The organism is Streptomyces sp. NPDC096132, from assembly GCF_044763345.1.
In the GTDB taxonomy this organism is placed as follows: domain Bacteria; phylum Actinomycetota; class Actinomycetes; order Streptomycetales; family Streptomycetaceae; genus Streptomyces.
This window is the reverse complement of record NZ_JBIWGA010000006.1, coordinates 139806-163905: the sequence shown is the minus strand read 5'-3', so window position 1 is coordinate 163905 and position 24100 is coordinate 139806. Positions and strand designations below refer to the sequence as shown.

General features: G+C 72.9%; 25 protein-coding genes. 11 read left to right on the top strand and 14 right to left on the bottom strand.

Annotation, left to right across the window (positions count from 1 at the left end):
- Positions 1-63: 63 nt before the first annotated feature.
- Both ACIRF9_RS16420 and ACIRF9_RS16415 read right to left on the bottom strand, forming a co-directional pair.
- Positions 64-255 carry a hypothetical protein gene (locus ACIRF9_RS16420; RefSeq protein WP_403821678.1) on the bottom strand — a complete coding sequence of 64 codons (192 nt, stop codon included), beginning with the start codon at positions 253-255 and terminating at the stop codon, positions 64-66.
- A gap of 11 nt (positions 256-266) precedes the next feature.
- Positions 267-1118 (bottom strand): helix-turn-helix domain-containing protein, encoded by an 852-nt coding sequence (locus ACIRF9_RS16415; RefSeq protein ID WP_403821675.1) that lies wholly within the window; start codon positions 1116-1118, stop codon positions 267-269.
- Between the two features lie 266 nt (positions 1119-1384).
- On the opposite strand from ACIRF9_RS16415, the gene ACIRF9_RS16410 reads away from it, so the two are divergent.
- From ACIRF9_RS16410 to ACIRF9_RS16400, 3 genes are read left to right on the top strand one after another with little or no spacing between them, the layout of a single operon-like run.
- Positions 1385-1900 carry an ATP-binding protein gene (locus ACIRF9_RS16410; protein ID WP_403821673.1) on the top strand — a complete coding sequence of 172 codons (516 nt, stop codon included), beginning with the start codon at positions 1385-1387 and terminating at the stop codon, positions 1898-1900.
- 51 nt (positions 1901-1951) lie between these two features.
- Positions 1952-2326 (top strand): type II toxin-antitoxin system RelE/ParE family toxin, encoded by a 375-nt coding sequence (locus ACIRF9_RS16405; RefSeq protein WP_403821670.1) that lies wholly within the window; start codon positions 1952-1954, stop codon positions 2324-2326.
- A complete protein-coding gene (locus ACIRF9_RS16400) occupies positions 2323-2661 on the top strand; it encodes a helix-turn-helix domain-containing protein (protein WP_403821667.1) in 339 nt (112 codons plus the stop codon). Before ACIRF9_RS16405 ends, ACIRF9_RS16400 begins: the two co-directional genes overlap by 4 nt.
- A gap of 10 nt (positions 2662-2671) precedes the next feature.
- Here ACIRF9_RS16400 and ACIRF9_RS16395 read toward each other — a convergent pair whose 3' ends face one another.
- The 6 genes from ACIRF9_RS16395 to ACIRF9_RS16370 form a co-directional block, all read right to left on the bottom strand.
- Positions 2672-3343 (bottom strand): pyridoxal 5'-phosphate synthase, encoded by a 672-nt coding sequence (locus ACIRF9_RS16395; RefSeq protein WP_403821664.1) that lies wholly within the window; start codon positions 3341-3343, stop codon positions 2672-2674.
- Between the two features lie 24 nt (positions 3344-3367).
- Positions 3368-4336: an expansin EXLX1 family cellulose-binding protein gene (locus ACIRF9_RS16390; protein WP_403821661.1), complete on the bottom strand. Its 969-nt coding sequence runs from the start codon at positions 4334-4336 to the stop codon at positions 3368-3370.
- A gap of 112 nt (positions 4337-4448) precedes the next feature.
- Positions 4449-6758 (bottom strand): bifunctional serine/threonine-protein kinase/ABC transporter substrate-binding protein, encoded by a 2310-nt coding sequence (locus tag ACIRF9_RS16385; RefSeq protein WP_403821658.1) that lies wholly within the window; start codon positions 6756-6758, stop codon positions 4449-4451.
- A 12-nt stretch (positions 6759-6770) separates the two neighbouring features.
- A complete protein-coding gene (locus ACIRF9_RS16380; RefSeq protein WP_403821655.1) occupies positions 6771-8987 on the bottom strand; it encodes a bifunctional serine/threonine-protein kinase/ABC transporter substrate-binding protein in 2217 nt (738 codons plus the stop codon).
- Entirely contained in the window at positions 8984-9784 is an 801-nt protein-coding gene (locus tag ACIRF9_RS16375) for a hypothetical protein (RefSeq protein ID WP_403821652.1), read from the bottom strand. Before ACIRF9_RS16375 ends, ACIRF9_RS16380 begins: the two co-directional genes overlap by 4 nt.
- Positions 9785-9901: 117 nt before the next feature.
- A complete protein-coding gene (locus ACIRF9_RS16370; protein ID WP_403821649.1) occupies positions 9902-11071 on the bottom strand; it encodes a thiolase C-terminal domain-containing protein in 1170 nt (389 codons plus the stop codon).
- A 111-nt stretch (positions 11072-11182) separates the two neighbouring features.
- On the opposite strand from ACIRF9_RS16370, the gene ACIRF9_RS16365 reads away from it, so the two are divergent.
- Positions 11183-12523, top strand: a complete 1341-nt coding sequence (locus tag ACIRF9_RS16365; protein ID WP_403821646.1) for an acyl-CoA dehydrogenase family protein — start codon at positions 11183-11185, stop codon at positions 12521-12523.
- Complete coding sequence (locus ACIRF9_RS16360; protein WP_403821643.1) at positions 12520-12990, top strand: nitroreductase family deazaflavin-dependent oxidoreductase; 471 nt, start codon at positions 12520-12522, stop codon at positions 12988-12990. The genes ACIRF9_RS16365 and ACIRF9_RS16360 overlap by 4 nt, the downstream gene beginning before the upstream one ends.
- A 39-nt stretch (positions 12991-13029) precedes the next feature.
- Here the strand turns inward: ACIRF9_RS16360 and ACIRF9_RS16355 are convergent, their stop codons facing one another.
- The gene (locus ACIRF9_RS16355; protein WP_403821640.1) at positions 13030-13638 is read right to left on the bottom strand and encodes a LysE family translocator; all 609 of its coding nucleotides are present in this window, start codon (positions 13636-13638) and stop codon (positions 13030-13032) included.
- A gap of 82 nt (positions 13639-13720) precedes the next feature.
- Between ACIRF9_RS16355 and ACIRF9_RS16350 the strand changes: the two genes are divergently transcribed.
- Complete coding sequence (locus tag ACIRF9_RS16350; RefSeq protein WP_403821638.1) at positions 13721-14173, top strand: Lrp/AsnC family transcriptional regulator; 453 nt, start codon at positions 13721-13723, stop codon at positions 14171-14173.
- Positions 14174-14251: 78 nt separating this feature from the next.
- On the opposite strand, the gene ACIRF9_RS16345 is transcribed toward ACIRF9_RS16350, so the two are convergent.
- Positions 14252-14887, bottom strand: a complete 636-nt coding sequence (locus ACIRF9_RS16345; RefSeq protein ID WP_403822427.1) for a TetR family transcriptional regulator — start codon at positions 14885-14887, stop codon at positions 14252-14254.
- Positions 14888-15020: 133 nt separating this feature from the next.
- Between ACIRF9_RS16345 and ACIRF9_RS16340 the strand changes: the two genes are divergently transcribed.
- The 4 genes from ACIRF9_RS16340 to ACIRF9_RS16325 all read left to right on the top strand — a co-directional run bounded on the left by ACIRF9_RS16340 (position 15021) and on the right by ACIRF9_RS16325 (position 19521).
- The gene (locus ACIRF9_RS16340) at positions 15021-15767 is read left to right on the top strand and encodes a VOC family protein (RefSeq protein WP_403821636.1); all 747 of its coding nucleotides are present in this window, start codon (positions 15021-15023) and stop codon (positions 15765-15767) included.
- A 215-nt stretch (positions 15768-15982) separates the two neighbouring features.
- Positions 15983-18355: a PQQ-binding-like beta-propeller repeat protein gene (locus tag ACIRF9_RS16335; protein WP_403821633.1), complete on the top strand. Its 2373-nt coding sequence runs from the start codon at positions 15983-15985 to the stop codon at positions 18353-18355.
- Positions 18356-18569: 214 nt separating this feature from the next.
- The gene (locus ACIRF9_RS16330; RefSeq protein ID WP_403821631.1) at positions 18570-18968 is read left to right on the top strand and encodes a VOC family protein; all 399 of its coding nucleotides are present in this window, start codon (positions 18570-18572) and stop codon (positions 18966-18968) included.
- A 43-nt stretch (positions 18969-19011) separates the two neighbouring features.
- On the top strand, positions 19012-19521 hold the full coding sequence (locus tag ACIRF9_RS16325) for a GNAT family N-acetyltransferase (protein WP_403821628.1): 510 nt from the start codon (positions 19012-19014) through the stop codon (positions 19519-19521).
- Positions 19522-19534: 13 nt separating this feature from the next.
- On the opposite strand, the gene ACIRF9_RS16320 is transcribed toward ACIRF9_RS16325, so the two are convergent.
- Genes ACIRF9_RS16320 through ACIRF9_RS16310 form a run of 3 tightly spaced genes read right to left on the bottom strand, consistent with a single transcriptional unit; the run spans position 19535 to position 21882 of the window.
- The gene (locus ACIRF9_RS16320) at positions 19535-20308 is read right to left on the bottom strand and encodes an enoyl-CoA hydratase/isomerase family protein (protein ID WP_403821625.1); all 774 of its coding nucleotides are present in this window, start codon (positions 20306-20308) and stop codon (positions 19535-19537) included.
- Positions 20305-20721, bottom strand: a complete 417-nt coding sequence (locus ACIRF9_RS16315) for a Zn-ribbon domain-containing OB-fold protein (protein WP_403821622.1) — start codon at positions 20719-20721, stop codon at positions 20305-20307. The genes ACIRF9_RS16320 and ACIRF9_RS16315 overlap by 4 nt, the downstream gene beginning before the upstream one ends.
- Before the next feature lie 3 nt (positions 20722-20724).
- The gene (locus tag ACIRF9_RS16310) at positions 20725-21882 is read right to left on the bottom strand and encodes a lipid-transfer protein (RefSeq protein WP_403821619.1); all 1158 of its coding nucleotides are present in this window, start codon (positions 21880-21882) and stop codon (positions 20725-20727) included.
- Between the two features lie 92 nt (positions 21883-21974).
- Between ACIRF9_RS16310 and ACIRF9_RS16305 the strand changes: the two genes are divergently transcribed.
- On the top strand, positions 21975-23564 hold the full coding sequence (locus tag ACIRF9_RS16305) for a FadD3 family acyl-CoA ligase (RefSeq protein WP_403821616.1): 1590 nt from the start codon (positions 21975-21977) through the stop codon (positions 23562-23564).
- Positions 23565-23654: 90 nt separating this feature from the next.
- On the opposite strand, the gene ACIRF9_RS16300 is transcribed toward ACIRF9_RS16305, so the two are convergent.
- Positions 23655-23885 (bottom strand): hypothetical protein, encoded by a 231-nt coding sequence (locus ACIRF9_RS16300; RefSeq protein ID WP_403821613.1) that lies wholly within the window; start codon positions 23883-23885, stop codon positions 23655-23657.
- Positions 23886-24100 lie beyond the last annotated feature (215 nt).

The following is a 24100-nucleotide window of genomic DNA, read 5'->3' as shown; positions in this document are numbered from 1 at the left end:
ACAGAGGGTCATCAGCCGGACGGCAATCGGACAGGGCCGAACGGCGCAGCCGCGCCATGACGGCTAGAGCAGGTGGTCGGCCTTCCCTGCCTTGATCTCGAGGATCAGCGCGCGGAGGGCTTCGCGGGTGTCGGTGAGGGGGGTGTCCTCCTGGCCGGCGACGGCGATGTAGGCGTTGCCGGTGGGGTCGGTGCCTATGCGGAAGCAGTTGGCGCCCTCGGCGCAGTAGGGGGCTTCCCAAGTGATCTCGTTCATCGTGTAACTCCTCAGAAGTCGCCGGCGATGCGGTGCATGAAGTCACGGGAGTCGGCGGGCGACAGTGACGCGGCTTCCATCCAGTCGAGGTGGGCGCGGTACTTGTCGAGCTGGGACTGGCCGTGCAGGAACTCCGGTCCGTGTGCCGAGTCGAGCTCCACGGTGTCGAGTTGGGGCACGGGACCCTCGGCGTAGATCACGGCCTGTCCGGCTCCGGGGAAGGCCCCGGCCCGGAAGGGGATGACGCGTACGTCGATGTTGTCCTGCTCGGACAGTTCGCAGAGCTGGTCGAGCTGGGCACGCATGACCTTGGCCCCGCCGAACTCGACGCGCAGCGCGGCCTCGTGGACGTAGCCGTCGTACCCGATGGGGTTCTCGCGGTGCAGCACCTGCTGGCGCTGCAACCGGAGGGCCACACGCAGTTCCACCTCGTCACGGGACAGGGGAGGGAGCGCGGCCGAGAAGAGGGTGCGGGCGTAGCCGTCGGTCTGGAGCAAGCCGGGCACATGCATGGCCAGGCCGGCCCGCACTCTTCTGGCGTGCCATTCCAGCTCCGCGATGTCCATGAGGCCGGCGGGGAGCTGCCCCCGGTACGCGTCCCACCAGCCGCGCTTGTTGTCGGCCGCCATGTCGGCCAGTGCGTCGACGTACGCCTGGTCCTGGCAGTCGTAGTTGCAGGCGAGGGTCCGCAGCCGTTCCGGTGAGATGACCCGGACGCCCGACTCGATGTTGGAGATCTTCGTCCGGTCGATGCCCAGCAGTCCTGCCGCGTAGTCCGTGCTCACCTGTGCTGCGAGGCGCATCTTCCGCAGTTCGGCGCCCAGACGCTTCTGGCGCTCGCTGGGGGTTGCCCTGGGCGGCATCTGTCACTTCCTCCAATGGTCGCGGCGCCAGTCTGCCGCGTCGGGCTGCGCCCGGTCCACCACGGAAGTGGTAATTCTGTCGATCTGGTGGCAACGTGCCACTCTCATCCTCTACGGTTTGTAACCGAGCGACCACAAGGTCGTATCGGAGCCATCCGGAAGCGCATCACACGTGCCGCCCGCCTTCTCCTCCCTGGGAGGGGTGCGCTCGTGTCCAGGGAGACAGGCCACCGGGTGGAACCCCCCCATCAGACAAGGGAGTTGCCGTGCACGCCGTCACCACGTCCTGCCCTTCGCCGACCGTCGCACCCGCCGACGCCCCCTTCACCCCGGCCCTCCCGGAGAACCTCCTCTACAGCTTCACGCTCCCGGCGGCGCCCCGAAGTCCCGGTGTCGCCCGTGCCGCGACCCGCGCGATCCTCAAGGCGCACGGTCTGCCCGAGGTGACCGACGCGGTCGTCCAGGTGGTCAGCGAACTGACCGCCTGCGCCTGCCGCCTGTCCGCCACCAACGAGGTGTACGTCTCGCTGCGCCACCGCAACGACGCCCTGCGCGTCACGGTCTACGACGGCCACCCCCGCCACACCCACGCCCGCCTCGGCGCCATCTGCGTCCTGTCCCGCCGGGTGTCCTTGCGCGTCCTGGACGAGGTCGTGCGAGCCTGCCACGGCGACTGGGGCATCGGCGGGGACCGGGAACCGGGCGGGGGCACCCGGATGTGGGCGGTGCTGCCGCGGGCGGGGGCGGCCGGATATCTCAGGAACGAGCGCACATATGAGTGACAGCGCCGGAAACCGGAACCGGTCTCTCTGCGATCCCCGTGGGTTCACGGCGTGACCGAGCCCTACGTGATCGAGCTGGAGCCGGAAGTGCGGGACTGGCTGGGGCAGCTGTCCGCGCAGCATTACCGTCAGGTGGAGGAGAAAGCCGAGCTTCTCGCTCAGGCTCCCACGACCCTCGGCGAGCCACACTCTCGTAACCTGGGAGAAGGAGTGCGGGAGCTGCGGTTCGTCCTGGGCGGATGCGCTACGCGGGTGACCTACTGGCTGGCACCCCGTAGGAGGATCGTGCTGCTCACCCTGTTCCGGAAGACCCGGATGCGGGAGGACATCGAGGTCAAGCGCGCCAGGTTGGCCAAAGAGCGGTGCGAGGCCGAGCATGGCCCAGCACATGACGAATTCACGCGTGAGTTCCGGGAGGACCTGTGAGCCACACCCGTTGGAAGCCGACCCGGGAGCGGAGTGCCGCCGGGGGCGGTTCCGAACCGCCCGCGGTCATCGCGGAGCGGGAGCAGATTCGGCTGGCGTACGCGTTGGGACAGCTGGTGTACGACCGTCGGACGGAGCTCGGGATGACCCAGGACGCTCTCGGGCGGCGGCTGGGGATGACCGAGGACCAGGTGGAGACGGTGGAGGTCGGCGGGATGCTTCCCCTCACTGCGGATCTGCTCGTCCGGCTGGCGGCCGCGCTCCAGGTCACCGTGGACCTCCACGTCGTCTCCGACGGGCCCAACACCCTGGTGTTCGAGGAACGCGCGGCCTGATCACCGGGTTTCACGGCCACAGCAGGTGCCGTGACCAGCCGTCCCCTTCCCCGCTCCTCCGGTACGCGAGACGTACATGCCGTCGCCTCTCGTCGCCCTGGAAGAACTCCACCTCCTCCGGCGTGAGCCGGTACAGCGTCCAGGTCGGGGACGGCGCGGTCGGGTTCCGTTGGGCCTCCTCCCAGGCCGCCTGCGAGGTTCTCGCCAGTTCCACCGCCGAGGTCAGGACCTCGCTCTGGCGGCCCGTCAACGCGGCGGCCAGGGCGCCCGTCGAGCGGGCGTGCAGGTCCGCCTGCGCCTCCTCGGAGGGGGCGGAGGTGACCGGGCCCCGGACGCGGACCTGGCGGCCCAGCACGGGCCAGTAGAAGGTGAGCGCCGCGTACGGGCGGGCGGTGAGGTGGCGGCCCTTGCGGCTGGTGGCGTGGGTCGCGAAGGACCAGCCGGTCGCGTCGGCACCGTGCAGCATCACGATCCGGGCGTCCGGGAGGCCCTCCTCGTCGGCGGTGGCCAGGGTCATGGTGTGCGGCTCGCGCTCACCCGCCGCGACCGCCTCGGCAAACCAGGACGTGAAGAGGGGAACGGGGTCGCTGGGGGCCTTCTCCGTGTCGAAGGCCGGCAGTTCGGTCACCGTCGGGTCCCACACCCGCAGCGACCTCAGCAGTTCATGAAGATCCGTAGCCATGCCCCGAGTATCCGGGCCCGGTCGTCAGTGGCGGGTGAACTGGACCTTCGTCGGCTGTACGGCGTCGGGCTTCACCGAGATCCCGTCGACCGTCAGCTGCTCGCCATAGATGTCGGTGAGCCGGATCGCGCCGCCGCAGCCGCTGCCCTGCTCGGAGAGGAAGTAGTTGTACTCGGTGCGCGCCAGCTGGACCCAGGAGCCGCCCGCACGGACCTCCAGGCGGGCCAGGGGGTTGCGGTGGCCGATGGCCTGGATGCCGCACCAGTACTGGCTGGAGCCGGTCTTGTAGCGGATGGAGATCGTGTCGGAGGTGGCGGGGCTCAGGAGGTTCCAGGTGATCTGGATCCGGCCGGCGGAGAGCGGGGCGAGCTTCGCGAAGGCCTGCTGGCTGAGGTCGAGTTGGCCGGCCTGGCAGGGCGCCGGGCACTCGTTGGTGATCCGGACGGTGATGGACTTGCCGCCCGCGTGGACGGCCACGTACGCGCCGCACGCCTTGGACGTCTCGTAGTCGGCGGTGTTCATCGCCGCTGTCATCACGTCGGAGGTGGGGCCGTAGGAGCAGGCGCCGTCGCCGTTGCCGACGTCGTAGGAGGTGGCGACTCCGGTGTAGGTGGTGCCGGGGCGGATCCGGCCCGCCAGGGAGCCGGTCGCGGATGATTTTCCGGACGTGGACGTGGATGTGCGGGTGGCCGAGGCGCGTGCCGAGGCCGACGGGGTCTTCTTCGCGCCGGCCGTCGCACTGGCCGTGGTGCTCGGGGACGCCGTGGAGGGCTGCGGAGAGGCGGAGGTCGGTGCCGCCGGCGGCGACGCGCTCACCTCGGCGCCCGCCACCGGGCTGACCGCGTCCTTCCCGTCGTCGGACCCGCCGCCGGGGCGGAAGGCGACGACCAGGGTCACGACGAGCGCGACGGCCGCCACGGCCGACAGGGCGACCAGGGGCACGCGGGCCGGGCGGCGCTCGGGGCGCGGTCGGCGGTGCGAAGAGGATGCCACGGGTGAATCCTTACGCGGTTCGGGTGAGCACGTCCGGAAAAACTTCCGACTCGTCAGTCGCCGCCGTATCCCGGAAAGGTTGCCGCCGGATCCGGAAAGGCTGCCGGGCCGCTCACTTCACCGTCTCGTACTGGCCCAGGAACCGGGCCCGGCCGTCCTCCACCCGGTACAGGAAGAGCCCGGGGGTGGCGGCCATCTGGAGGGTCGTGCTGTTGAACGACAGTTCCTTGCAGACACCTTGGTAGGTGAGCGTACGCAGGCGCTGCGTCACCCCGCCCCGCTCCACCCCGTCCGGGCCGATCAGGCGCAGCCCCTCCGTGGCCAGGCCGAGCGCGTCGTAGGCCTCGGCGGCGTACGGAGGGACCTCGTCGACGCCGTAGCGCTTGCGGTACGCCGCCGCGAAGGCCTTCGCCGCCTTCGGCGCCGGGGAAGCCGAAGGGTCCACGTAGGTGGTGCCGAACACCCAGCCCTCGGCGGCCTCCCCTGCCTCCTCCAGGAACGCCGGACCCAGCACCGGCTCCATGGCCGCGCACGAGCCGGTGAACCCCGCCTCGCGTGCGGCGCGGGCGCACAGCGCGGCCCGGTGGGCGGACGTTCCGGTGTAGACGAGGGCCTGGGCCTTGGCGGCGATCGCCGCCTCCACGGCCGGGCGGAAGTCCTCACTGCCGGCGGCGACGGTGTGGAGGGTGGTGGTGCCCCTGGAGGGCGGGTACTCGTTCATCGACCTGGCGCTCTTCCAACTGGTCTGTCCCGCCGCCTGGTCGTCGACTGCGGCGGTCCTGCGGGCGGGTTCGACCTGGGTGAGGTACCAGCCGACCGGTGTCGTCAGGTAGACGTCGTTGGGCCTGAGCTGGAAGACCGCCGTTTTCGAGGTGTTGGACAGTCGCTCGTCCCCGGCGGAGACGATCAGCGCGGGCAGCAGTGCCTTCTGGTAGGTCGCCTGGGCGGCGACGGCCGTCTCGTTCGTCGTGGGACCGATCACCGCGTACACCGAGTCGTCCGCGGCGAAGGCGTCGGCGGTCTTGACGGCCTGCGCGGGCTTCCCGCCGTCGTCCCTGACCTTGAGCACCAGGTCGAACTCCCGGTCCGCACGGGCGTTGTGCTGCTCCACGGCGAGCCGCGCCGCCCGCTCCTGCGCCCGCCCGAGGCTCTTCGTGCCGCCGCTGAGATCGGCGTGCAGCCCGATCGTGTACCGGGGCAGCGGACCCGTCCCGCCGCCCGTCCCTCCGCCGGGTCCCCCGCCCGAGCGCGCCACCCAGGCCGCCACGCCGCCCCCGGCGCCGAGCACCCCCACGACCGCCCCGAGCGCCATGAAGCGACGCCGCGACGGCCGGGCCTCCACCCGGGTCTCGTCGAGTTCCGCCGTCTCGAGCACCGGCACCGACAACTCCAGCACCCGCGCGGCCCGTTCGGCGATCAGCCCCGGCAGGGGAGCGGGCAGCCAACCACCACCGCTCGACGACCCCGGCCCACCGCCGCTCCCCGCACCGACCCCTCCACCGGTTGACGAACCCGGCTCGCCTTCGGCTGCCGTACCCGGCCGCCCGCCCTCGCCCGCCGCACGTGCCGCGCTCCCCGCAGCCCAACCGGAGTCCAGAGCGACCCGTACCTCCTCCGCAGTCGGCCGGGCCCCGGGGGCCTTGGTGAGGCAGGCCGTCAGCAGGGGCAGCAGTGGGGCCGGTACGCCGGTGAGGTCGGGGGTCTCGCGCACTGTGCGGTAGATGACGGCGGCCGGGGTGCCGGTGCCGAAGGGGCGGCGGGCGGTCGAGGCGAAGGCGAGGACGCAGGCCAGGGAGAAGACGTCGCTCGGCGGGCCGACCCGTTCCGCCCGGCCCGCCTGGGCCTGTTCGGGGGAGAGATAGCCCGGGGAGCCGATCACCACGTCGCTCGCGGTGAGCGCGGTCGCGTCCGCCGAGCGCGCGATGCCGAAGTCGATGAGCCGCGGTCCGTCCAGGGCGAGGAGGACGTTGCCGGGCTTGACGTCCCGGTGCACCAGTCCGGCCGTGTGCACCTCCGCCAGCGCCTCGGCCAGCCGGGCGCCGAGCACCCGTACGCTCTCCGGCGGGAGCGGTCCGTACCGCGCGACCGCGTCGGCGAGCGAGGGCCCGGGGACGTACGCCGTGGCCAGCCAGGGCTCGCGGGCCTCCGGGTCGGCGGCGGTCACCGGCACCAGCCAGCGTCCGCCCGGCCGCGCGGCGACCCGCTCGCCCAGCCGGCCCACCGCTTCCGCCTCGCGCCGGAACCGCACCCGGAAGGCCGGGTCGGCGGCGTACTCGGCGCGGATCACCTTGAGCGCGACCAGCGCCCCGCCCGGCGTACGGGCCAGATAGACCACGCCCATGCCGCCCGCGCCCAGCCGGCCCAGCAGCCGGTGGCCGCCGACGGCCTGTGGGTCCCCGGGACGCAGGGCGGTGACGGGCACGGCGGGGCGGTCCTACGCGTCCGACCAGTTCGGTACGGGTGCCGTACCGAGGAAGCGGAACCTGCCGCCGTCGACCAGGTATCCGAAGATCGGCCCGTTCGAGGGGCTGAAGGCCCCGGTCTCGGGATCGAACGCGTACTTCTTCGCCAATCCCTGATAGCCGGCCCGGCGCAGCGAGTTGGTCAGCTGGGCGCGCGTCGGCCGCTTCGCCGCCTTGCGCAGGACGTCGGCGATCAGGTTGACCGCGTCGTACGCCTCCACCGCGAAGAAGCCGGGCGCGGAGCCGAACCGTTTGCGGTGGGCGGCGGTGAAGTCGGCGGCCTCGGGCAGGGCCACCGGGTCCACACAGGTGCTGGTGATCAGCCAGCCCTCGGCGGCCTCGCCCGCCGCGTCGAGGAAGTCCTGGGTCAGGACGGCTCCCGGGGTGTACCTGGGTCCGTCGAAGCCGGCCGCGGCCAGCTCGCGTGCGAAGGCCGCCGCGCCCGCCGCGGGTCCGCCGTAGACGAAGGCGTCGGCGCCCGCCGCCAGCATGTCGGCCACGACGGGCCGGAAGGCCGTGGTTCCGGCCGGGACGACCCGCGGATAGGGCACCCGGCCCTGCCCCCGCAGCAGCAGGTTGACGGAGCCGACGGTCTCCCAGGCGTAGTCGCCGCCGCCGCGGTCCATGAGCAGGCCGGGCCGCCGGGAGGGGCCGGTGGCGGCGAACCCGGAGGCGTATTCCTCGCTCACCGCCTCGCCGCCGGCCGTCAGGAACACGGCGATGGATCCGGTGGCCTCCACGTCGGCGGGGCGGGCGTGCAGGAAGGAACGGTTCTCGCCGGCGGTCAGGATGGTGGATCCGGCGGACACGGAGATCAACGGGAGCAGCGCCCCGTCGTAGACGCTGAGGACGGCGCGGGCGGGTCCGTCGGACGTCGGTCCGAGGACGGCGAGGACGTTCTTGTCGGCGACGAAGGCGCGGGCGACGGCGCCCGCCCGGGTCGCGTCGCCCCCGTCGTCGGCCGTCTTCAGGGTGAGCGTGAACGGCTTGTCCTTACGGGCGTTGAACTGCTCGACCGCGAGCCGCGCCCCCCGCTCCTGCGCCCGCCCGAGGGCCTTGCCCGGTCCGCTGAGATCCGCCTGGACGCCGATGATCCAGTCCCGGGCCTCGGCGGGGCCGGACGTCTCGTGGTCGTCGTCCCCGCGCAGTGCGGCCCAGGCCGCGAGGCCACCGCCCGCCGCGAGTACGGCACCTGCGCCCGCCGCGAGGAGGAACCGCCGCCGGCTGGGTGCGGGCGGCTCCGACCCCGCCGTTCCCGTGTCCGTCGCCGATCCCGCCACCACCGTCGGCTCGATGTCCGGCAGCGCGAGCATCGTCGCCGAACGCTCCGCGATGACCCGTACGACGTCCTCCGGCAGCCATCCCGCCGGATCTCCCGGGGTGTCCTCGACGATCAGCTCGCGCAGCGCGGCGGCCGTGGGACGCTCGGCCGGGTCCTTGGCCAGGCACGGCCGCAGCAGCGTCAGCAGTCGCTCGTCGAGGCCCTCCAGGTCGGGCTCGTCGTGCACCGTGCGGTAGAGCAGGGCGTCGACCGCGCCGGTGCCGAAGGGCGGGCGGCCGGTCGCCGCGTACGCCAGCAGACAGCCCAGCGAGAAGACGTCGCTGGGCGGGCCGAGTGCGTCGGCGCGGGCCTCGGCCTGCTCGGGCGAGAGGAACCCGGGGGTGCCGACGACCATGTCGGCGGAGGTGATCGCCGTGTCGTCGGCGGCCCGCGCGATCCCGAAGTCGATGAGCCGGGGGCCGTCCACGGCGAGCAGCACATTGCCGGGCTTGACGTCCCGGTGGACCAGTCCGGCCGCGTGCACCTCGGCCAGTGCCCCGGCGAGCATCGCGGCCAGCACCCGCACACTGCGGGCGGGCAGCGGCCCGCACTCGGCGACGGCCTCGGCGAGCGAGGGCCCGGGGACGAAGGCGGTGGCCAGCCAGGGTGCGGCGGCGTCCGGGTCGGCGCCGGTGACGGGCACCGCCCAGGGGCTGCTGACCCGGCGCGCGGCCTCGACCTCGCGCCGGAAGCGGGCCCGGAACTGGGGGTCCTCGGCGTACTCCGCCTGGATCACCTTGATCGCGGCCAGCGCGCCCTCGTCCGTACGGCCGAGGTAGACCACGCCCATGCCGCCGGCGCCGAGCCGGCCGAGCAGCCGGTACCCGGCGAGGGAGGAGGGGTCGGAGGGCAGCAGCGGGCCGTTCATCCGGCCACCTCCAGAGCGTTCTCCAGGCGCAGCAGCATGTTGCTCTGGGTCTCGGCCACCGCCTGGGTCAGTTCCACGTAGTCGTGCCCCTTGGAGCCCCGGCAGGTGGTGGCGACGGTGACCTGGCCGATACGGCCCTGGGTCCAGGTGTAGGTGTACGGGCCGCCCAGGGTGTCGCTCTGGTACTGGCCGGACTCGAAGAGCGAGTCCTCGGCGTACTGGTTGCCGTTCGTGCCGAACGGTGCGCCGAGGGACTTGAGACCGGTGATGCGTTCTCCGGCGCGCAGCACCTGGTCCGGGCAGCGCAGTGCCTCTTCCAGCGTCGACGCCTGCTCCCAGTCGGCGCTGTCCGTGTCCTTGTGGACGGTGACGGTCACCGCGACTCGGACCGGGCCGTTGCCGTCGGCGGCGGGGAGTTCGCTGTAGCGGGTGACGCTGGCGAGCACGTCGTCGGGGACGGGCTCACGCTGCCAGACGCAGTCGCCGTCGAGGACCGGCCAGGTGCCGGGATCGCTGTCCGGGGCGGACAGGACGTAACCGGCTCCCCACAGCTCCGGACCCGCGGCGACCTTCTTGGCCAGGCTCACCGCGTCCGCGCGGTTCTTCGGGGCGCGGGCCGGGTCGGGGGTGAAGTCGAGCGCGGTGGGCGCGGGGCTGGGCGCGTCCGAGGCGGCGCCGTCCGCGTCGGCGGTCCGCTCCGGCTTCACCGTGCCCGTCGCACTCGGTGTCCCGGTGGCCTCCCCGCCGCCGGACCCACCTCCGCCGGAACACGCGCCGACCAGCAGTAATCCGCTCACCGTGAGGGGCAATAAGCCCCGTAAGAACCCTCTGTCCACGCTTTTGCCCCCCGGCAATCCGCGCTGTCCCGGCCCTCTCCCAGACCTCACTGAGGCACGACGAGAGTACGGCAGAGTTCAGTTCCGTCCCAGCACTACCGTTCCGGAAGAACAGAACCATCCGCCGGTGCCGGAGGCCACCCCCAGGCGGGGCAACTCGCCGTCGGATGCCCGCACTTGACGGTCCCCGGCCTCGCCCCGCAGCTGCCGTACCGCTTCCACCAGCAGGAACAGACCGCGCATGCCGGGGTGTTGGGCGGACAGCCCGCCCCCGTCGGTGTTCACCGGCAGCTCCCCGCCGACCAGCAGTCGCCCCTTCTCCACGAAGGCCCCGCCCTCGCCCTTCGCGCAGAAGCCCAGGTCCTCCAGGGTCACCAGCGTCATGTAGGTGAAGGCGTCGTAGATCTCGGCGAAGTCCATCTCCCGCGGCCGCACCCCCGCCCGCTCGAAGGCCAGCCGCCCGCTGACCGCCGCCGGGGAGACCGTGAAGTCCTCCCACTCCGACAGGCTCGCGTGGGACACGTGCTCCCCGGTGCCGAGGATCCACACCGGTGCCGTACGGCAGTCCCGTACGTACTCCTCGGCCGCCAGCAGGACCGCCGCGCCCCCGTCGGAGCGGATGCAGCAGTGCAGCTTGGTGAACGGGTCGGCGATCATCGGGCCGGACAGGACGTCGTCCACGGTCACCGGATCGCGGAACATGGCGTCGGGATTGAGCGCCGCGTTCGCCCGCGCCTGCACCGCGACCTCCGCCAACTGCTCGATCGTCGTGCCGTATTCGAGCATGTGGCGGCGGGCGGCCATCGCGTACTTGGCGATCAGGGTGTGGCCGTAGGGCACCTCGAACTGGAGCGGGCCGTGCGCGCCGAAGGCGAAGGTGCCGGTGCGGCGGCCCGCCCGGATGTCGGCGCGGGCCGTGGAGCCGTAGACCAGGAGGACGGCGTTCGCGTGCCCTGCGGCGATCGCGTCGGCCGCGTGCGCCGCCATGACCTCCCAGGTCGAGCCGCCGACGGAGGTGGAGTCGACCCAGGTGGGGCGCAGGCCCAGATAGTCGGCGACCTCGACGGGGGCGAGGGTGCCGAGCCCCGCGGACGCGAAACCGTCCACCCGCGACCGGTCGAGCCCCGCGTCCGCGAGCGCCCGGCGGGCCGCCTGGGCGTGCAGGGCGTACGGGGTCGCCTCGTCCACCCGTCCGCAGTCGGAGAGCGCTGCGCCCACCACCGCCACCTTCCGGCTTCCCGCGGCCATGAGGGGCCACCTCCCTCTGTGTGTGTCCCGGCCCTCTGTGTGTCCGTTCCTCTGTGCATCTCGTTCCCGGACTCCTAATATGACGGACCGTCAGATCCGGAGGGAAGTGCCATGGACCCCAGCTTCACCGCCGAACAGGACGAGATCCGCCGCACGCTGCGGGAACTGCTCCACAAACGCTGCGGCCCCGAGGAACTCCGGGCCGCCCTCGCCACCCCCGCCGGACACGACCCCGCCCTGTGGGCCGCCCTCGCCGAACAGCTCGGCCTGCCCGGCCTCGCCCTCCCGGAGGCCTTCGGCGGGGTCGGCTGCCCGCCCACCGACCTCGCCCTCGCCGCCGAGGAGACCGGCCGGGCCCTCGCCCCCACCCCGCTGCTCGCCACCTCCGTCCTCGCCGCGCCCCTGATCCTGGCCCTCGGCACCGACGCCCAGTGCGCCGGGCTGCTCCCCCGGATCACCGACGGCACCCTGACCGCCGCCCTCGCCGTCCCCGCGCCCGCCCTCGGCACCGCCCTCGCCCTGACCGGGCCGGGCGGCGGCGACTGGTCCGGCGGGGGGCGCGCGGGAGGGGTGCAGGCCCGGCGGGCCGACGGCGGCTGGCGGCTGTACGGGGAGGCCGCGCAGGTGCTCGACGGGCACAGCGCCGGGCTGCTGGTCGTCGCCGCGCACACCGGCGGCTTCGTACGGTCCCGGACCCTGCTGTTCCTGGTGGCGGGGGACGCCGCCGGGGTCGTACGGACACGGCAGACCGCGCTCGACGCCACCCGGCCGCAGGCTCGTGTCCAACTGCGGGACGTGGAAGCCGAGTTGCTGGGCGGCGAGGAGGCGGACATCCGGCCGGCCCTCGCCCGCGCCGGGGACTTCGCCGCCGCCTTCCTCGCCTGCGAGGCCGTCGGGGCCGCCGACCGGGCGCTGGAGCGGACGGTCGAGTACCTGAGGCAGCGGGAGCAGTTCGGGCGGGCGATCGGGTCCTTCCAGGCGGTGCAGCACCGGCTGGCCGACGTGTACGTACAGGTCCAGGCCGCCCGGTCCGCCGCGTACTACGCCGCCTGGGCCACGGGCCGGGCGCAGACGGCCGGCTCCACGGAGGCCACGGGCCGCCGGGCGGAGCGGGCCGGCGGGGCCTCGCTCCCGGCCGGACGGGGTGAAGCCGCAGGCGGGCTCGCGCTCCCGGCCGGACGGGGGGAAGGTGTCGCCGGGCGCGCGCTCCCGGCCGGACAGGGGGAAGGCGTCGGCGGGCTCGCGCTCGCCCAGGCGCTGGAGGCGTTGCGCCTTGCCGCCGCCGAGGGTGTCCAGCTGCATGGCGGCATCGGATTCACCTGGGAGCACGAGGCGCACCTGTACTTCAAGCGGGCCGCCGGTGACGAACTGCTGTTCGGGCCCGTGCACCGGCTGCGCGCGCACGCGGCCGACGGGGCCGGGCTGTTCGAGCGGACGGAGGTGACGGTGTGATCGGTGTCCGGGTGGTGCAGAAGGTGTCCTCGACACGGGGCTTCGCCAAGGTCGCCCCGCATGTCATCCCCGCCCTCGACCGGGCCGTCCACCGGCTCACCCGGGGAAAGGTGCTGCTCAGCGCCCAGATGCTGCCGGGGGTGATCCTCACCTCGACCGGTGCGCGCAGCGGGCAGCCGCGCCGCACGCCCCTCGCCTGCATGCCGGAGTCGGGGGGACGCGGCTGGATCCTCGTCGGCTCCAACTTCGGCCGCACCGGCCACCCGGCCTGGACCGCCAACCTCCTCGCCCATCCCGACGCCGAGATCAGCTGGAAGGGCACGGACGTCGCCGTCACGGCCCTGCTGCTGGCGGGGGAGGAGCGGGCGGCGGTCTGGCAGGAGCTGCTGGCGTTCTGGCCGCCGTACGCGACGTACCAGGCGCGGGTGGAGCGGGAGATCAGGGTGTTCCGGCTCGTGCCCCGGTGAGCCCCGAGGGCTCGCCGTATCTCGACGTGTCAGCGGGCCTCAGATGGCGTGCTGGAGCAGCAGGAACGTCCCGATGCCCAGCATCGCCGCGCCCGAGGTGCGGGTCACCGCACGGGCCGCCGCCGGGCGGGCGCTCAGCAGTCTGCGGGCCAGGACGCCGACGGCCAGATAGACGGCGGCGCAGCAGGCCATGTGCAGCAGTCCGAGGGTGGCCGTCTGGGCGGCGACCGGCAGCCGGCCGTCGCCGGTGGTGAGGAACTGCGGCAGGACGGAGAGGTACAGCAGCAGCCCCTTGGGGTTCAGGCCGCTGATCGTGGCGCCACGCAGGAAGACCCGGCCGTCGACCGCCGGCTCCCCCTCCACCGGCATCCCGGGCCGGCGCAGCACCCCCCACCCCAGCCACACCAGATACGCCGCCCCCGCCACCGTCAGCCCGGTGAGCAGGGCGGGTGAGCCCGCGACCAGGACCGCCAGGCCGGCCACCGCCAGCGCGGTGTGCAGCGCGTACCCGCTCACCAGCCCGCCCACCGCGGTGCCCACCGAGCGGCCGCGCAGCCCGGCGGAGATCACGTACGCCCAGTCGGCGCCCGGTACGCAGACCAGCAGCAGGTCCACGGCGAGGAAAGAAATCAGCGTTCCGGAGTCCATGAAGGGGACATTAGGCGCGATGTGCCCGAAAGTGTTCCCGTTCTTTTCCTGAAACGCGGGGTTATGGGGGAGGATTTTCCTCATGGACGACGTGGACCGGAAGATTCTTGCCGAGCTGCAGCAGGACGGGCGGCTGACCGTGACCGAGCTGGCCGCGCGGGTGCGGCTGAGCGTCTCGCCCTGTCATCGGCGGCTGCGGGAGCTGGAGCGGTCCGGGGCGATCAGCGGCTACCGGGCGGTGGTGGAGCCCACGGCCGTCGGGCTGACCTTCGAGGCGCTGGTCTTCGTCTCGATGCGGCAGGAGGACCGGGACACGGTCGCCGAGTTCGAGCGGGCGGTGGGCGAGGTGGAACACGTACTGGACGCCCAGCGGCTCTTCGGGGAGCCGGACTATCTGCTGCGGGTGGCCACCGCCGACCTCGCAGCCTTCCAGCGGCTGTACGACGAGCGCCTCGCCACCCTCCCGGGGGTGCAGCGGCTGACCTCGACGCTGGTGATGAAGCACGTGGTGAAGGATCGGCCGCTGCCCGCATAGCGCGGCAGGCGGTGGCTCACATGAGTGAACCACCGCCTGCCAGACAGGACTTGACCGTGGAGAAAAGGTGCGCGCGGGCTACTTCGTCGGCTTCTTGCCGGTGATGCCCAGATGCACCAACAGCGCCAGATTCGGCTTGAGTTCAGCCTGCTTGACGCCCCACGACTGAAAGCCCTTCTGGTGCGAGGCGACGGCCGCGAGCATCGCGACGAGCGAACCGGCGACCGCGGCCGGGTTCACGTCCTTGTCGACCCGGCCCTTGGACTGCAACTCGGCGACGGCGTCCGACAGGGAGTTGTTCACCGAGTTGAGGATCTTCATGCGGAGTTTGTAGAAGCGCTTGTCGCCCTCGGCCGCGCCGAGGTCGACGACGCGGAGGATCGCGTCGTTCTTCTTCCAGAACTCCAGGAACCCGTCGACGAGTTCCTGCGCCGTCTGCCAGCCGGCCCTGCCGACCCAGGAGCGGCCCTCGAGCAGCTCGGTCAACCCGGCGCCCTCGGCGGCCATTTGCTCGGCGATCTCCAGGACGGCGCCCTCGACGTCCGGGAAGTACTGGTAGAAGGTCGCGGGCGAAGTGCCCGCCTTCCGGGCCACGTCGATGACCTTGACGTCCCGGTACGGAGAGGAGCTGAGCATCTCGCTGAGGCAGTCGAGCAGCTTCTGCCGCGTCGCCTGCCCGCGCCGACCGGCCACGCGGCCGTCGACGGTACGCACTTGTCCTGTCATGCCGTCAGCTTACCGAGGGGTGATCGGAGCGCGATTCGGCCGACTGCAAATGGGGTGCGAGGAGGTCACGGGAAGGGTGTGCTGGTCTGCGCGTTGCGTGAACCGCCGTTAGTTTGGCTGCATGGCCGAAAACAGGGCATCGGTGAACACAGAGGGTGGCGCCCCGGGTGCCCCCGAGGGCGTCCCGTGCTGGGTGGACGCGCAGCTTCCCGACGTGGACGCGGGCAGGCGGTTCTACGGCGAGCTCTTCGGCTGGACCTTCGAGCAGGCGTACGGCGCCTCCGTGTGGGCCCGGCTGGACGGACGGCCCGTCGCCGCGCTCGCCCACAAGACGGACGGCCGGATGCCCACCGTCTGGACGGTGTACTTCTCCACCCCCGACGCCGAGGCCACCGCCCGGCGGATCCGGTCGGCCGGCGGACAGGTCGTCATGCCCCCGTTCCCGGTCGACGGCCTGGGCACCGCCGCCCTCGCCGCCGACCCCGAGGGCGCCGTCTTCGGCCTCTGGCAGCCGGGCAGCCACCCCGGCTTCGGTGTCCGGCACATCCCCGGCGCCTTCGCCTGGGCGCAGCTGTACGCCCGCGACACCGAGACCGCCAACACCTTCTACGGCCACCTCTTCCACGAGGCCCTCTTCGGCCCCGGCGCCGAACCCGACTTCGGCCGGGTGCCCGTCACCGACGTCTTCCCGGAGGTGATGCCGCCGCACTTCCTGGTCCACTTCGGGGTCGAGGACTGCGAGGCGGCGATCGGCGCGGTGACCCGGCTCGGCGGCCGGGTCCAGGCGGGCCCGTTCTCCGCCTCGTACGGCACGGTGGCCGTCGTCACGGACAATCAGGGTGCGTCGTTCGCGCTGCTCCAGCGTTGAACCACGTACTGGAAGACTCGCTGAAGTACCGTCCGACGTGCTGTTTCGCCCGTTTATGGGGGGAGACACCCCGATTGCCCCCGGGTTCGCAACCTGCCGCCCGGCCAGGAAGAATCTGGGGTGCGTGCCGCCATGGCGGTGCTGTGGTGAGACGCTGCACTTCGGTCGCGTACACATAGTGGGTGACGTGGCCCGTACGGGGAGGTGGCAGGCAAGTGGTGGATCAGCTGACGCAGCACGATCCGCGGCGGATCGGGCCGTTCGAGGTGCTGGGACGGCTGGGTGCCGGCGGCATGGGGCTGGTCTATCTGGCGCGCTCGGCGTCCGGCCGGCGCGTGGCGATCAAGACGGTCCGGACCGAGCTCGCCGAGGACCAGCTCTTCCGCGTGCGCTTCACGCGCGAGGTGGAGGCGGCCCGGGCGGTCTCCGGCTTCTACACGGCCGCGGTCGTCGACGCGGACCCGCGTGCCGCCGTGCCCTGGCTGGCCACGGCCTACGTCCCCGCGCCCTCCCTCGAGGAGATAGTGAACGACTGCGGGCCGCTGCCGGCCCAGGCCGTGCGCTGGCTCGCGGCGGGCGTCGCTGAGGCGCTGCAGTCGATCCACGGCGCCGGACTGGTCCACCGCGACCTCAAACCGTCCAACGTCCTCGTCGTCGAGGACGGCCCCCGGGTGATCGACTTCGGTATCGCGTCCGGCGTCTCGAACACACGTTTGACGATGACGAACGTGGCCGTCGGCACGCCCGCCTACATGTCCCCGGAGCAGGCCAAGGACTCCCGCAGCGTCACCGGCGCCAGCGACGTCTTCTCGCTCGGCTCCATGCTCGTCTTCGCCGCCACCGGCCACCCGCCCTTCCACGGCGCCAACCCGGTCGAGACGGTGTTCATGCTGCTCCGTGAGGGCCCGGACCTGGAAGGCCTGCCGGACGAGCTGCGTCCGCTCATCGAGTCCTGTATGCAGATGGAGGCCACGGCCCGCCCCAACCCGGCCGACCTCCAGGCCCAGCTGGCCCCGCACCTCTTCGGCTCCGGCTCCGACGACAGCGGTACGGCGTCGGCGTGGCTGCCCGAGAAGGCCGTCACGCTCATCGAGACGCGCCGCGGCGGCCGACCGGCGCCCAAGCCGGCCCCGGCGGGCCCGCGCAGCGCCGGCCGGAACGCCCTTCCCGCGCCGCCCCCGCTCCCGGTGCCGCCCCCGCCGTCCCACGACCCCGTCGTGCCGGGACCGGTGCCCGTCGCGGTCGGCGCCCCCGACACCGGCCCGGTCCGGCTGCCCGGCGCGGCCGTGCCGATCGGGCCCGGCCCGCGCGTCGCCGACGTCCGCGCCACCGCCGCCGTCAAGGCGCCCCTGCCCGAGCCGGGCCTGGTCGCCAACTGGACCCGGATCCGCCCCGGCGTCAACGGCGCCGACACCGGCCTCGCGGCCACCCAGCCCGCGCCCCCGGAGACCACCCCGGCGGGCTGGCGCCCGTGGCGGTTCCGCATGTCGAACGACGTGTGGGGCACCCCGGCCGTCTCCGGCGACCTCGTCTACGTCACCTCCTTCGAGGTGCACGCGCTCGACGTGGCGACCGGGCGGCGCCGCTTCAAGACGCGGGACGTGGCCTGGTCGATGGCGGTCGCGGACGGCCGTGTGCACGCCTCCGACGGCCCCACGCTGTTCGCCCTGGAGGCCCGCGAGGGCCAGGACCTCTGGCGCCTTCAGACGGACGCCTGGGTGTACTCCCTGAAGGCCGAGCGGGGCACGATCGTCACCGGCACCCGTGGCGGCGGCGTACAGGCCTGGGAGGCCTCCAACGGGCAGAAGCTCTGGGAGATCTCCGGCTGCCAGAGCGACTTCGAGTCCCCCGAGGCCGGCCCCGCGCTGCACGACGGCACGGTCTTCGTCTGGCAGGACGCCCGGCTCAGAGCCCTGGACGCCCGCACGGGCGACGAACGCTGGTCGTACCCCATCGGCGACGCGGCCTCCTGCGGCGGCGTCCCGGTCCGCGTCACGCCCGCCCCCGACGGCTATGCGTACCTCTCGGCCGGCACCCGCGTCATCGCCGTCGACGTGGCGAGCGGCAGGGTGCGCTGGCACTTCGAGGCGCCCGCGGTGTTCCTGTCCCCGCCGGCCTTCGTCCCCGGCCCGGCCGTCACCGGCGGTGGCGTCTACCTCGCCGACTACCTCGGCACGGTCTACGCCCTGGACGCCACCGACGGCCGCGACCGCTGGCGCATCGCCACGGAGTCCCGGTCGTCCGTCGACCCGGTGCTGGTGGCGGCGGGCCATGTCCACGTGGGCAGCGGCAAGGGCCTGTACACCCTGGACGCCGTCACCGGCACGCCCAAGTGGCGCTTCCAGGCGGGCGGCGACATCGTGGGCGCCCCGGCGGTCGCGGAGGGCCGTATCCACTTCGGCTCCACGGACCACCTGCTCTACACCCTCAAGGCCGACGACGGCCGGCTGCGCTGGAAGCTGGCCACGGGCGGCGAGATCACCGGCTCCCCGGTGGTCCGGGACGGCGTGGTGTACGCGTGCAGCAAGGACCGCTGTGTGTACGCGCTGGACGCGGAGAAGGGCACCGGGACGGCACGGACGGCGTGAGCCGGTCCGGTCGGTCCGGTTGCGGTCCGGTCCCGGCGCTGTCCGGGACGGCCGTCGTACCGGGGCTGCACGGAAGGGGTCCGGGCGGCGGCCGTCGCTGCGGGGAGCGGTCCGTTCACCGCTCTCACCCCAGACGCTACGCCCGGTGTCGTCCGGTCGCCAGGCAGTGACATGACCGTGACAGCCGCGAGGGCTCCCCTGTTAGGGTGCCCCGATGTCGTCGATCAAGAAAATCCAGGTCACCTTCGACTGCGCGGAACCCGAGCGCGTCGCCCGGTTCTGGTGCGAGGTGTTGGGGTACGTCCTGGCGGCGCAACCGGAGGATGCCGAGGACCGGGGTTCATGGTCCGCATGCGGTGATCCCTCGGGTGTCGGCCCGCGACTGTACTTCCAGCGCGTTCCCGAAGGGAAGGTCGTCAAGAACCGGGTGCATCTCGACGTGCGGGTCGGCACCGGACTCGTGGGTGAGGAGCGCCTGGCCGCGCTCGAGGCCGAATGCGAGCGACTGGTCGCGCTCGGCGCGGTACGCGTGCGCGTGCTGCCCGCCGACGAAGAGAACGAGTCGGTCATCGTGATGCAGGACGTCGAGGGCAACGAGTTCTGCCTCGACTGAAAATACGGACCGGCCGGCGGCCGGGTTTCCTATATTCCTGTGCATGCCCGAGATCCAGCCGCTCCGTCCAGGCCACGCCCCCGCGCTGCTCGCCTTCGAGCAGGAGAACCGGGCCTACTTCGCCGCGTCCATCCCCGACCGGGGCGATGACTACTTCGCCCGGTTCGACGAGCGTCTGCGTGACCTGCTCGCCGAGCAGGAGGCCGGCATCTGCTACTTCCATGTGCTGGTCGGCGCCGAGGGCGAGGTGCTGGGGCGGATCAACCTCGTGGACGTGGCGGACGGCGGCGCCGACCTCGGGTACCGGATCGCGGAGCGCGCCGCGGGACGGGGACTGGCCACCTGGGCCGTGCGGGAACTGTGCGGCCTTGCCCGCACCTACGGGTTGACCTTCCTACGTGCCGCCACCACCCTCGACAACGCGGCCTCGCGGGCCGTGCTGGCCCGCTCGGGGTTCGCCGTCGTCGGCGAGACGCGGCTCTCCGGCCGCCCCGGTCTGTCCTATCTGCGCAGCCTCGCGGATTTCACCGCTCCGCGGACAGCGCCGAGGTGAACCGTCCCTCCGCTCAGCGGATCCGCGGCCGGGCCGTCGACCGCCCCGCGAACAGCTCCGCCTGCCGCTCGTCCGGCAGGTTCCCCAGGGCGATGAGATGCGGCGCCTGTGCGAATCCCGCCGCGCGCGCCGCCTCCTTCGCCGCCCACAACGCCCGTACGGTGCCCTGGACACCGGCGGTCGGATACCCGGCGACGACGGCGGCACAGGCGATGGCGGCCCCCAGCGCCGCGCCGGCGTCGGTGAGTTCGGAGACGAGTCCGATGTCGTGGGCCCGCCGGGCGGAGATCCGCTCGGCGGTCCCCATCAGCATCATCCGCGCGACCTCCCCGTACGGCATCCGCTGCGCCATCAGCACCGACTCGTAGGCGCTGACCATGCCGTAGGTGGTGTGCGGGTCGAAGAAGACGGCGTCGGCGCCCGCCACGAGGAACTCACACTCCCCGAGCAGATAGAAGGCACCCCCGCAGGCCATCCCCTCCACCGCGGCGACGACCGGTTTCCACAGGTCGTTGGCCTTGGGCCCGATGGTGAGCAGCGGATCGTCCTGCATGAAGGGCGAGCCGGGCTGCGGCACGACCGCGTCCCGGTCGAGGCCGGTGCTGAACGCCCGCGTCCCCGCCCCGGTGAGGACCACGGCCCGAACGGTGTCGTCGCACCGCAGCCCCCGCCAGACGTGCGCGAGCCGCCGGGCCGTGTCGAGGTCGATGGCGTTGAGCTTCTCCGGCCGGTCGAGGGTGACGACGGCGACACCGGTGTCCTTGTCGATGTCGAGCAGCACGCTCACGGCCGCTCCAGGACCCACTGCGGAAGACCGTCGGCGGTGAAGACCGCCTGCACCCGGGCGCCGATGCGGATCCGTTCGGGCGGAAGGGAGTCGAGGGGCGCGCCCGCGTGCCGTACGAGGTTGCCGACGAGCCGGATCCAGGGAGCGTCGGCCAGTTCGACGAGGATCACGTTGTACGGGGCCTGCGCCGCGTAGTCGGGCAGCAGGGGCGGGTGCGGGACGACGTACGACCAGATCCGGCCCCGTCCGGACACCGGCCGCCACTCGCTCGCGAAGGACTGGCAGTGCGGGCAGCAGGGGCGGGGCGGGAAGCGGGGCTCACCGCAGTCGGCGCAGGCCTGGACACGGAGCTCGCCCTGGGCGGCGTACCGCCAGAAGGGGGCGCCGTCGGCGTCGGTGACGGGGGTCAGCACGGGTCAGCTCCTCAGCAGCAGGGCGGAGGTCGGGACACCCTCGCCGGCGGTGACGAGGCAGGTGGCGGCGCCGGGGACCTGTGCGGTGCTGGTGCCGCGCAGCTGCCGTACGCCTTCGTTGATCAGGTTGAAGCCGTGGACATAGGCCTCGCTCAGGCCGCCCCCGCTGGTGTTCAGGGGGAGCCGGCCGCCCGTCTCCAGCGCGCCGCCCTCCGTGAAGGCGCCCCCCTCGCCGCGCCCGCAGAAGCCGTACCCCTCCAGGGAGAGCGGCACCAGCGCCGTGAACGCGTCGTAGATCTGGGCCACGTCGACGTCGGAGGGGGTGAGGTCGGCGTGCTTCCACAGATGCCGGGCGGCGGTCCAGGCCGGGCCGGTGAGGGGGTCGTCGTTCCAGTAGTTGACCATGCCGTGGTGCTGGGCGGGCAGCCCCTGGGCGGCGGAGTGGACGTACACGGGCCGCTGCCGGCAGTCCCGCGCCCGCTCCCGGCTCACGACCACGCAGGCCAGCGCCCCGTCCGTCTCCAGGCAGTTGTCGTAGAGGCAGAGGGGCTCGCTGATCCAGCGCGAGGTCATGTACATCTCGCGGGTCAGCGGCCGCTCGTACATGATCGCGGCCGGGTTCTGGTTGGCCCGGTTGCGGCAGGCGAGGGCGACGTTGAACAGGTGGTCCCGGGTCGCGCCGTACTCGTGCATGTACCGGCGGGCGAGCATGGCTATCTCGTCGGCGGGCCGCAGGAGGCCGAAGGGACGGGTCCACTGGGCCGGGGTGGGCAGCTGGACGGCGGTGTTGGTCCAGGGCCGCGGTCCGCTGCCCCGCTTCCGGGACCGCCAGGCGACGCCCACGGTGGCCTGTCCGGCGGCGATGGCGGCGGCGAGGTGCGCGACCGTGGCGCACGAACCGCCGCCGCCGAAGCCGACCTTGCTGAAGAAGGTCAGGTCCCCGAGGCCGACGGCCTTCGCGAGCTCGACCTCGTCCGTCTCCTCCATGGTGTACGAGGCGAGCGCGTCGACCTCGCCGGGCGCGATCCCGGCGTCGTCGAGCGCGGCGAGGACGGCTCGGCAGGCAAGGGTCCGCTCGTCCTCGGCGAGGTGCTTGGCGAAGGGGGTCTGGCCGATGCCGACGATCGCCGTGGCGTCCTTCAGGCCGGTCGCTCCGGGCATGCTGCACGCACCTCCGCGCGGGAACAAGGCGGCTGACAGTCCGTCAGGTTACAGCTAATCTGACGGGTAGTCAGCTAGTGGGGAGGCCGGTCATGCGCGGTGACGTGGAGTGGGGAACGATCCCCCGACTGGTGAGCCGGGCGGCCGAGCGGTACGCGGACACCGAGGCGGTGGTCGAGGGCCGTACGCGGATCTCGTACGGGGAACTCGGCGCCCGGGTGGAGCGTGCGGCGGCCGCGTGCCTGGCGAACGGGGTGGAGGCGGGCGACCGGGTGGGCATCTGGGCCCCGAACTCCCTGGACTGGATGGTCGCGGCGCTCGGCGCGGTGTCGGCGGGGGCGGTGCTGGTCCCGCTCAACACCCGCTTCAAGGGGACGGAGGCGGCGGACGTGCTGCGCCGCAGCGGGGCGCGGCTGCTGTTCGTCACGGGGACGTTCCTCGGGACGTCGTACGTGGCGTCGCTGCGGCGGGCGGCGGGCGAGGGCGCGTCCGGGGGCCGGGGGCCACTGCCGGGACTGCCGGCGCTGGAGGAGGTGGTCGTGCTCTCGGACGACGCCCCGGCGGACTTCCGTACCTGGAAGGACTTCCTGGCGAGCGGGGAGGGCGTGGGCGCGCGGGAGGTCCGGGCGCGGGCGGGGACGATCCGCGGGGCCTGGCCGTCCGACATCGTCTTCACCTCCGGCACGACCGGCCGCCCCAAGGGCGCGGTGATCACGCACGCGCAGACGCTGCGGGCGTACGAGGTGTGGTCCGACCTGGCGGGTCTGCGGCAGGGCGACCGCTATCTCATCGTCAACCCCTTCTTCCACACCTTCGGCTACAAGGCGGGCGTGATCGCCTGTCTGATGCGGGGCGCGACGATGATCCCCCAGCCGGTGTTCAACGTGGACACGGTCCTGGCGAACGTGGCCTCGGAGCGGGTGTCGGTGCTGCCGGGTCCGCCCACGCTGCACCAGTCGCTCCTGGACCACGCGTCCCGGCACGCCTACGACCTCTCCGCCCTGCGACTGGTGGTGACGGGCGCGGCGGTGGTGCCCCTGCGGCTCGTCGAACGCCTGCGGGGCGAACTGGGCGTGGAGACGGTCCTGACGGCGTACGGCCTCTCGGAGGCGAGCGGAGTCGTCACGATGTGCCGGCGCGGCGACGACCCCACGGTCATCGCCTCGACGTCCGGCCGCGCGATCCCCGGCACCGAGGTACGGGTGGACGCGCCACCGGGCGAGCCCGGGGAGGTCCTGGTCCGGGGCTTCAACGTCATGCGCGGCTACTACGAGGACGAGGCGGCGACCGCGGAGGTCCTGACCCCCGACGGCTGGCTGCGCACGGGCGACATCGGCGTCCTGGACCAGGCGGGCAACCTGCGCATCACCGACCGCCTCAAGGACATGTTCATCGTCGGCGGCTTCAACGCCTACCCGGCGGAGATAGAGCAACTCCTGGGCCTGCACCCGGACGTGACGGACGTGGCCGTCATCGGCGTCCCGGACGCCCGGCTCGGCGAGGTGGGCAAGGCGTACGTGGTCCGGCGCGCCGGGGCCGTCCTGACCTCCGACGACCTGATCGCCTGGGCCCGGCGCGAGATGGCGAACTACAAGGTGCCGAGGTCGGTGGAGTTCGTGGGCGAACTGCCGCGGAACGCCAGCGGGAAGGTGGTGAAGGGGGAACTGCGCGGGAGGGGGTGAGGGGGCCGGCCCGGGACGCGCGGCGGCCGCGGTGGCTCCCCCTCCGCGCCACCGCGGCCGCGCTTCCCCGTCCGGGAGCGGTCTGTTACGTCACGGGCGCTCGGTCGACGCGTGGGCGTCGAGCGTCGTGATCTCCTCGGTGGCGACGCCGGTGGTCTTGAGGGGCTCGCTGGAGGCGTGGGCGTCCAGGGTGGTGACCTCTTCAGCGGTGGCGTCGGTGGTCTTGAGCGGTTCGCTGGAGGCGTGGGCGTCCAGGGTGGTGAGCTCCTCGCCGGAGGCGTGAGCGTCCGTCGGCTTGAGGTCCTGGCTGGTGTCGGCCATGGCGGACTCCTGAATCAGTCGGTGCAACGGATGGAACGGCTCGTCCGGCGGCTCCCCCGAGGGCCGCCGAACGAGCTTCGCAAGGCCGTTCACCTTAGTGGTGCGGCCGCAGCCCGACCCGTCTGCCCCCCGACGCGACGGATCGATACGCACGAGAGTGCCGTGCTGCGATAAACGATTGATGAACGGGCGCACGACCAGGGGCGGAACGTCCC

What these genes read in the sequence shown, in the direction of transcription:
- ACIRF9_RS16420 (WP_403821678.1), bottom strand. Translation starts at nt 255, where the DNA reads ATGAACGAGATCACTTGGGAAGCCCCCTACTGCGCCGAGGGCGCCAAC.
- ACIRF9_RS16415 (WP_403821675.1), bottom strand. Translation starts at nt 1,118, where the DNA reads ATGCCGCCCAGGGCAACCCCCAGCGAGCGCCAGAAGCGTCTGGGCGCC.
- ACIRF9_RS16395 (WP_403821664.1), bottom strand. Translation starts at nt 3,343, where the DNA reads ATGGCTACGGATCTTCATGAACTGCTGAGGTCGCTGCGGGTGTGGGAC.
- ACIRF9_RS16380 (WP_403821655.1), bottom strand. Translation starts at nt 8,987, where the DNA reads ATGAACGGCCCGCTGCTGCCCTCCGACCCCTCCTCCCTCGCCGGGTAC.
- ACIRF9_RS16370 (WP_403821649.1), bottom strand. Translation starts at nt 11,071, where the DNA reads ATGGCCGCGGGAAGCCGGAAGGTGGCGGTGGTGGGCGCAGCGCTCTCC.
- ACIRF9_RS16365 (WP_403821646.1), top strand. Translation starts at nt 11,183, where the DNA reads ATGGACCCCAGCTTCACCGCCGAACAGGACGAGATCCGCCGCACGCTG.
- ACIRF9_RS16355 (WP_403821640.1), bottom strand. Translation starts at nt 13,638, where the DNA reads ATGGACTCCGGAACGCTGATTTCTTTCCTCGCCGTGGACCTGCTGCTG.
- ACIRF9_RS16350 (WP_403821638.1), top strand. Translation starts at nt 13,721, where the DNA reads ATGGACGACGTGGACCGGAAGATTCTTGCCGAGCTGCAGCAGGACGGG.
- ACIRF9_RS16340 (WP_403821636.1), top strand. Translation starts at nt 15,021, where the DNA reads ATGGCCGAAAACAGGGCATCGGTGAACACAGAGGGTGGCGCCCCGGGT.
- ACIRF9_RS16330 (WP_403821631.1), top strand. Translation starts at nt 18,570, where the DNA reads ATGTCGTCGATCAAGAAAATCCAGGTCACCTTCGACTGCGCGGAACCC.
- ACIRF9_RS16325 (WP_403821628.1), top strand. Translation starts at nt 19,012, where the DNA reads ATGCCCGAGATCCAGCCGCTCCGTCCAGGCCACGCCCCCGCGCTGCTC.
- ACIRF9_RS16310 (WP_403821619.1), bottom strand. Translation starts at nt 21,882, where the DNA reads ATGCCCGGAGCGACCGGCCTGAAGGACGCCACGGCGATCGTCGGCATC.
- ACIRF9_RS16305 (WP_403821616.1), top strand. Translation starts at nt 21,975, where the DNA reads ATGCGCGGTGACGTGGAGTGGGGAACGATCCCCCGACTGGTGAGCCGG.
- ACIRF9_RS16300 (WP_403821613.1), bottom strand. Translation starts at nt 23,885, where the DNA reads ATGGCCGACACCAGCCAGGACCTCAAGCCGACGGACGCTCACGCCTCC.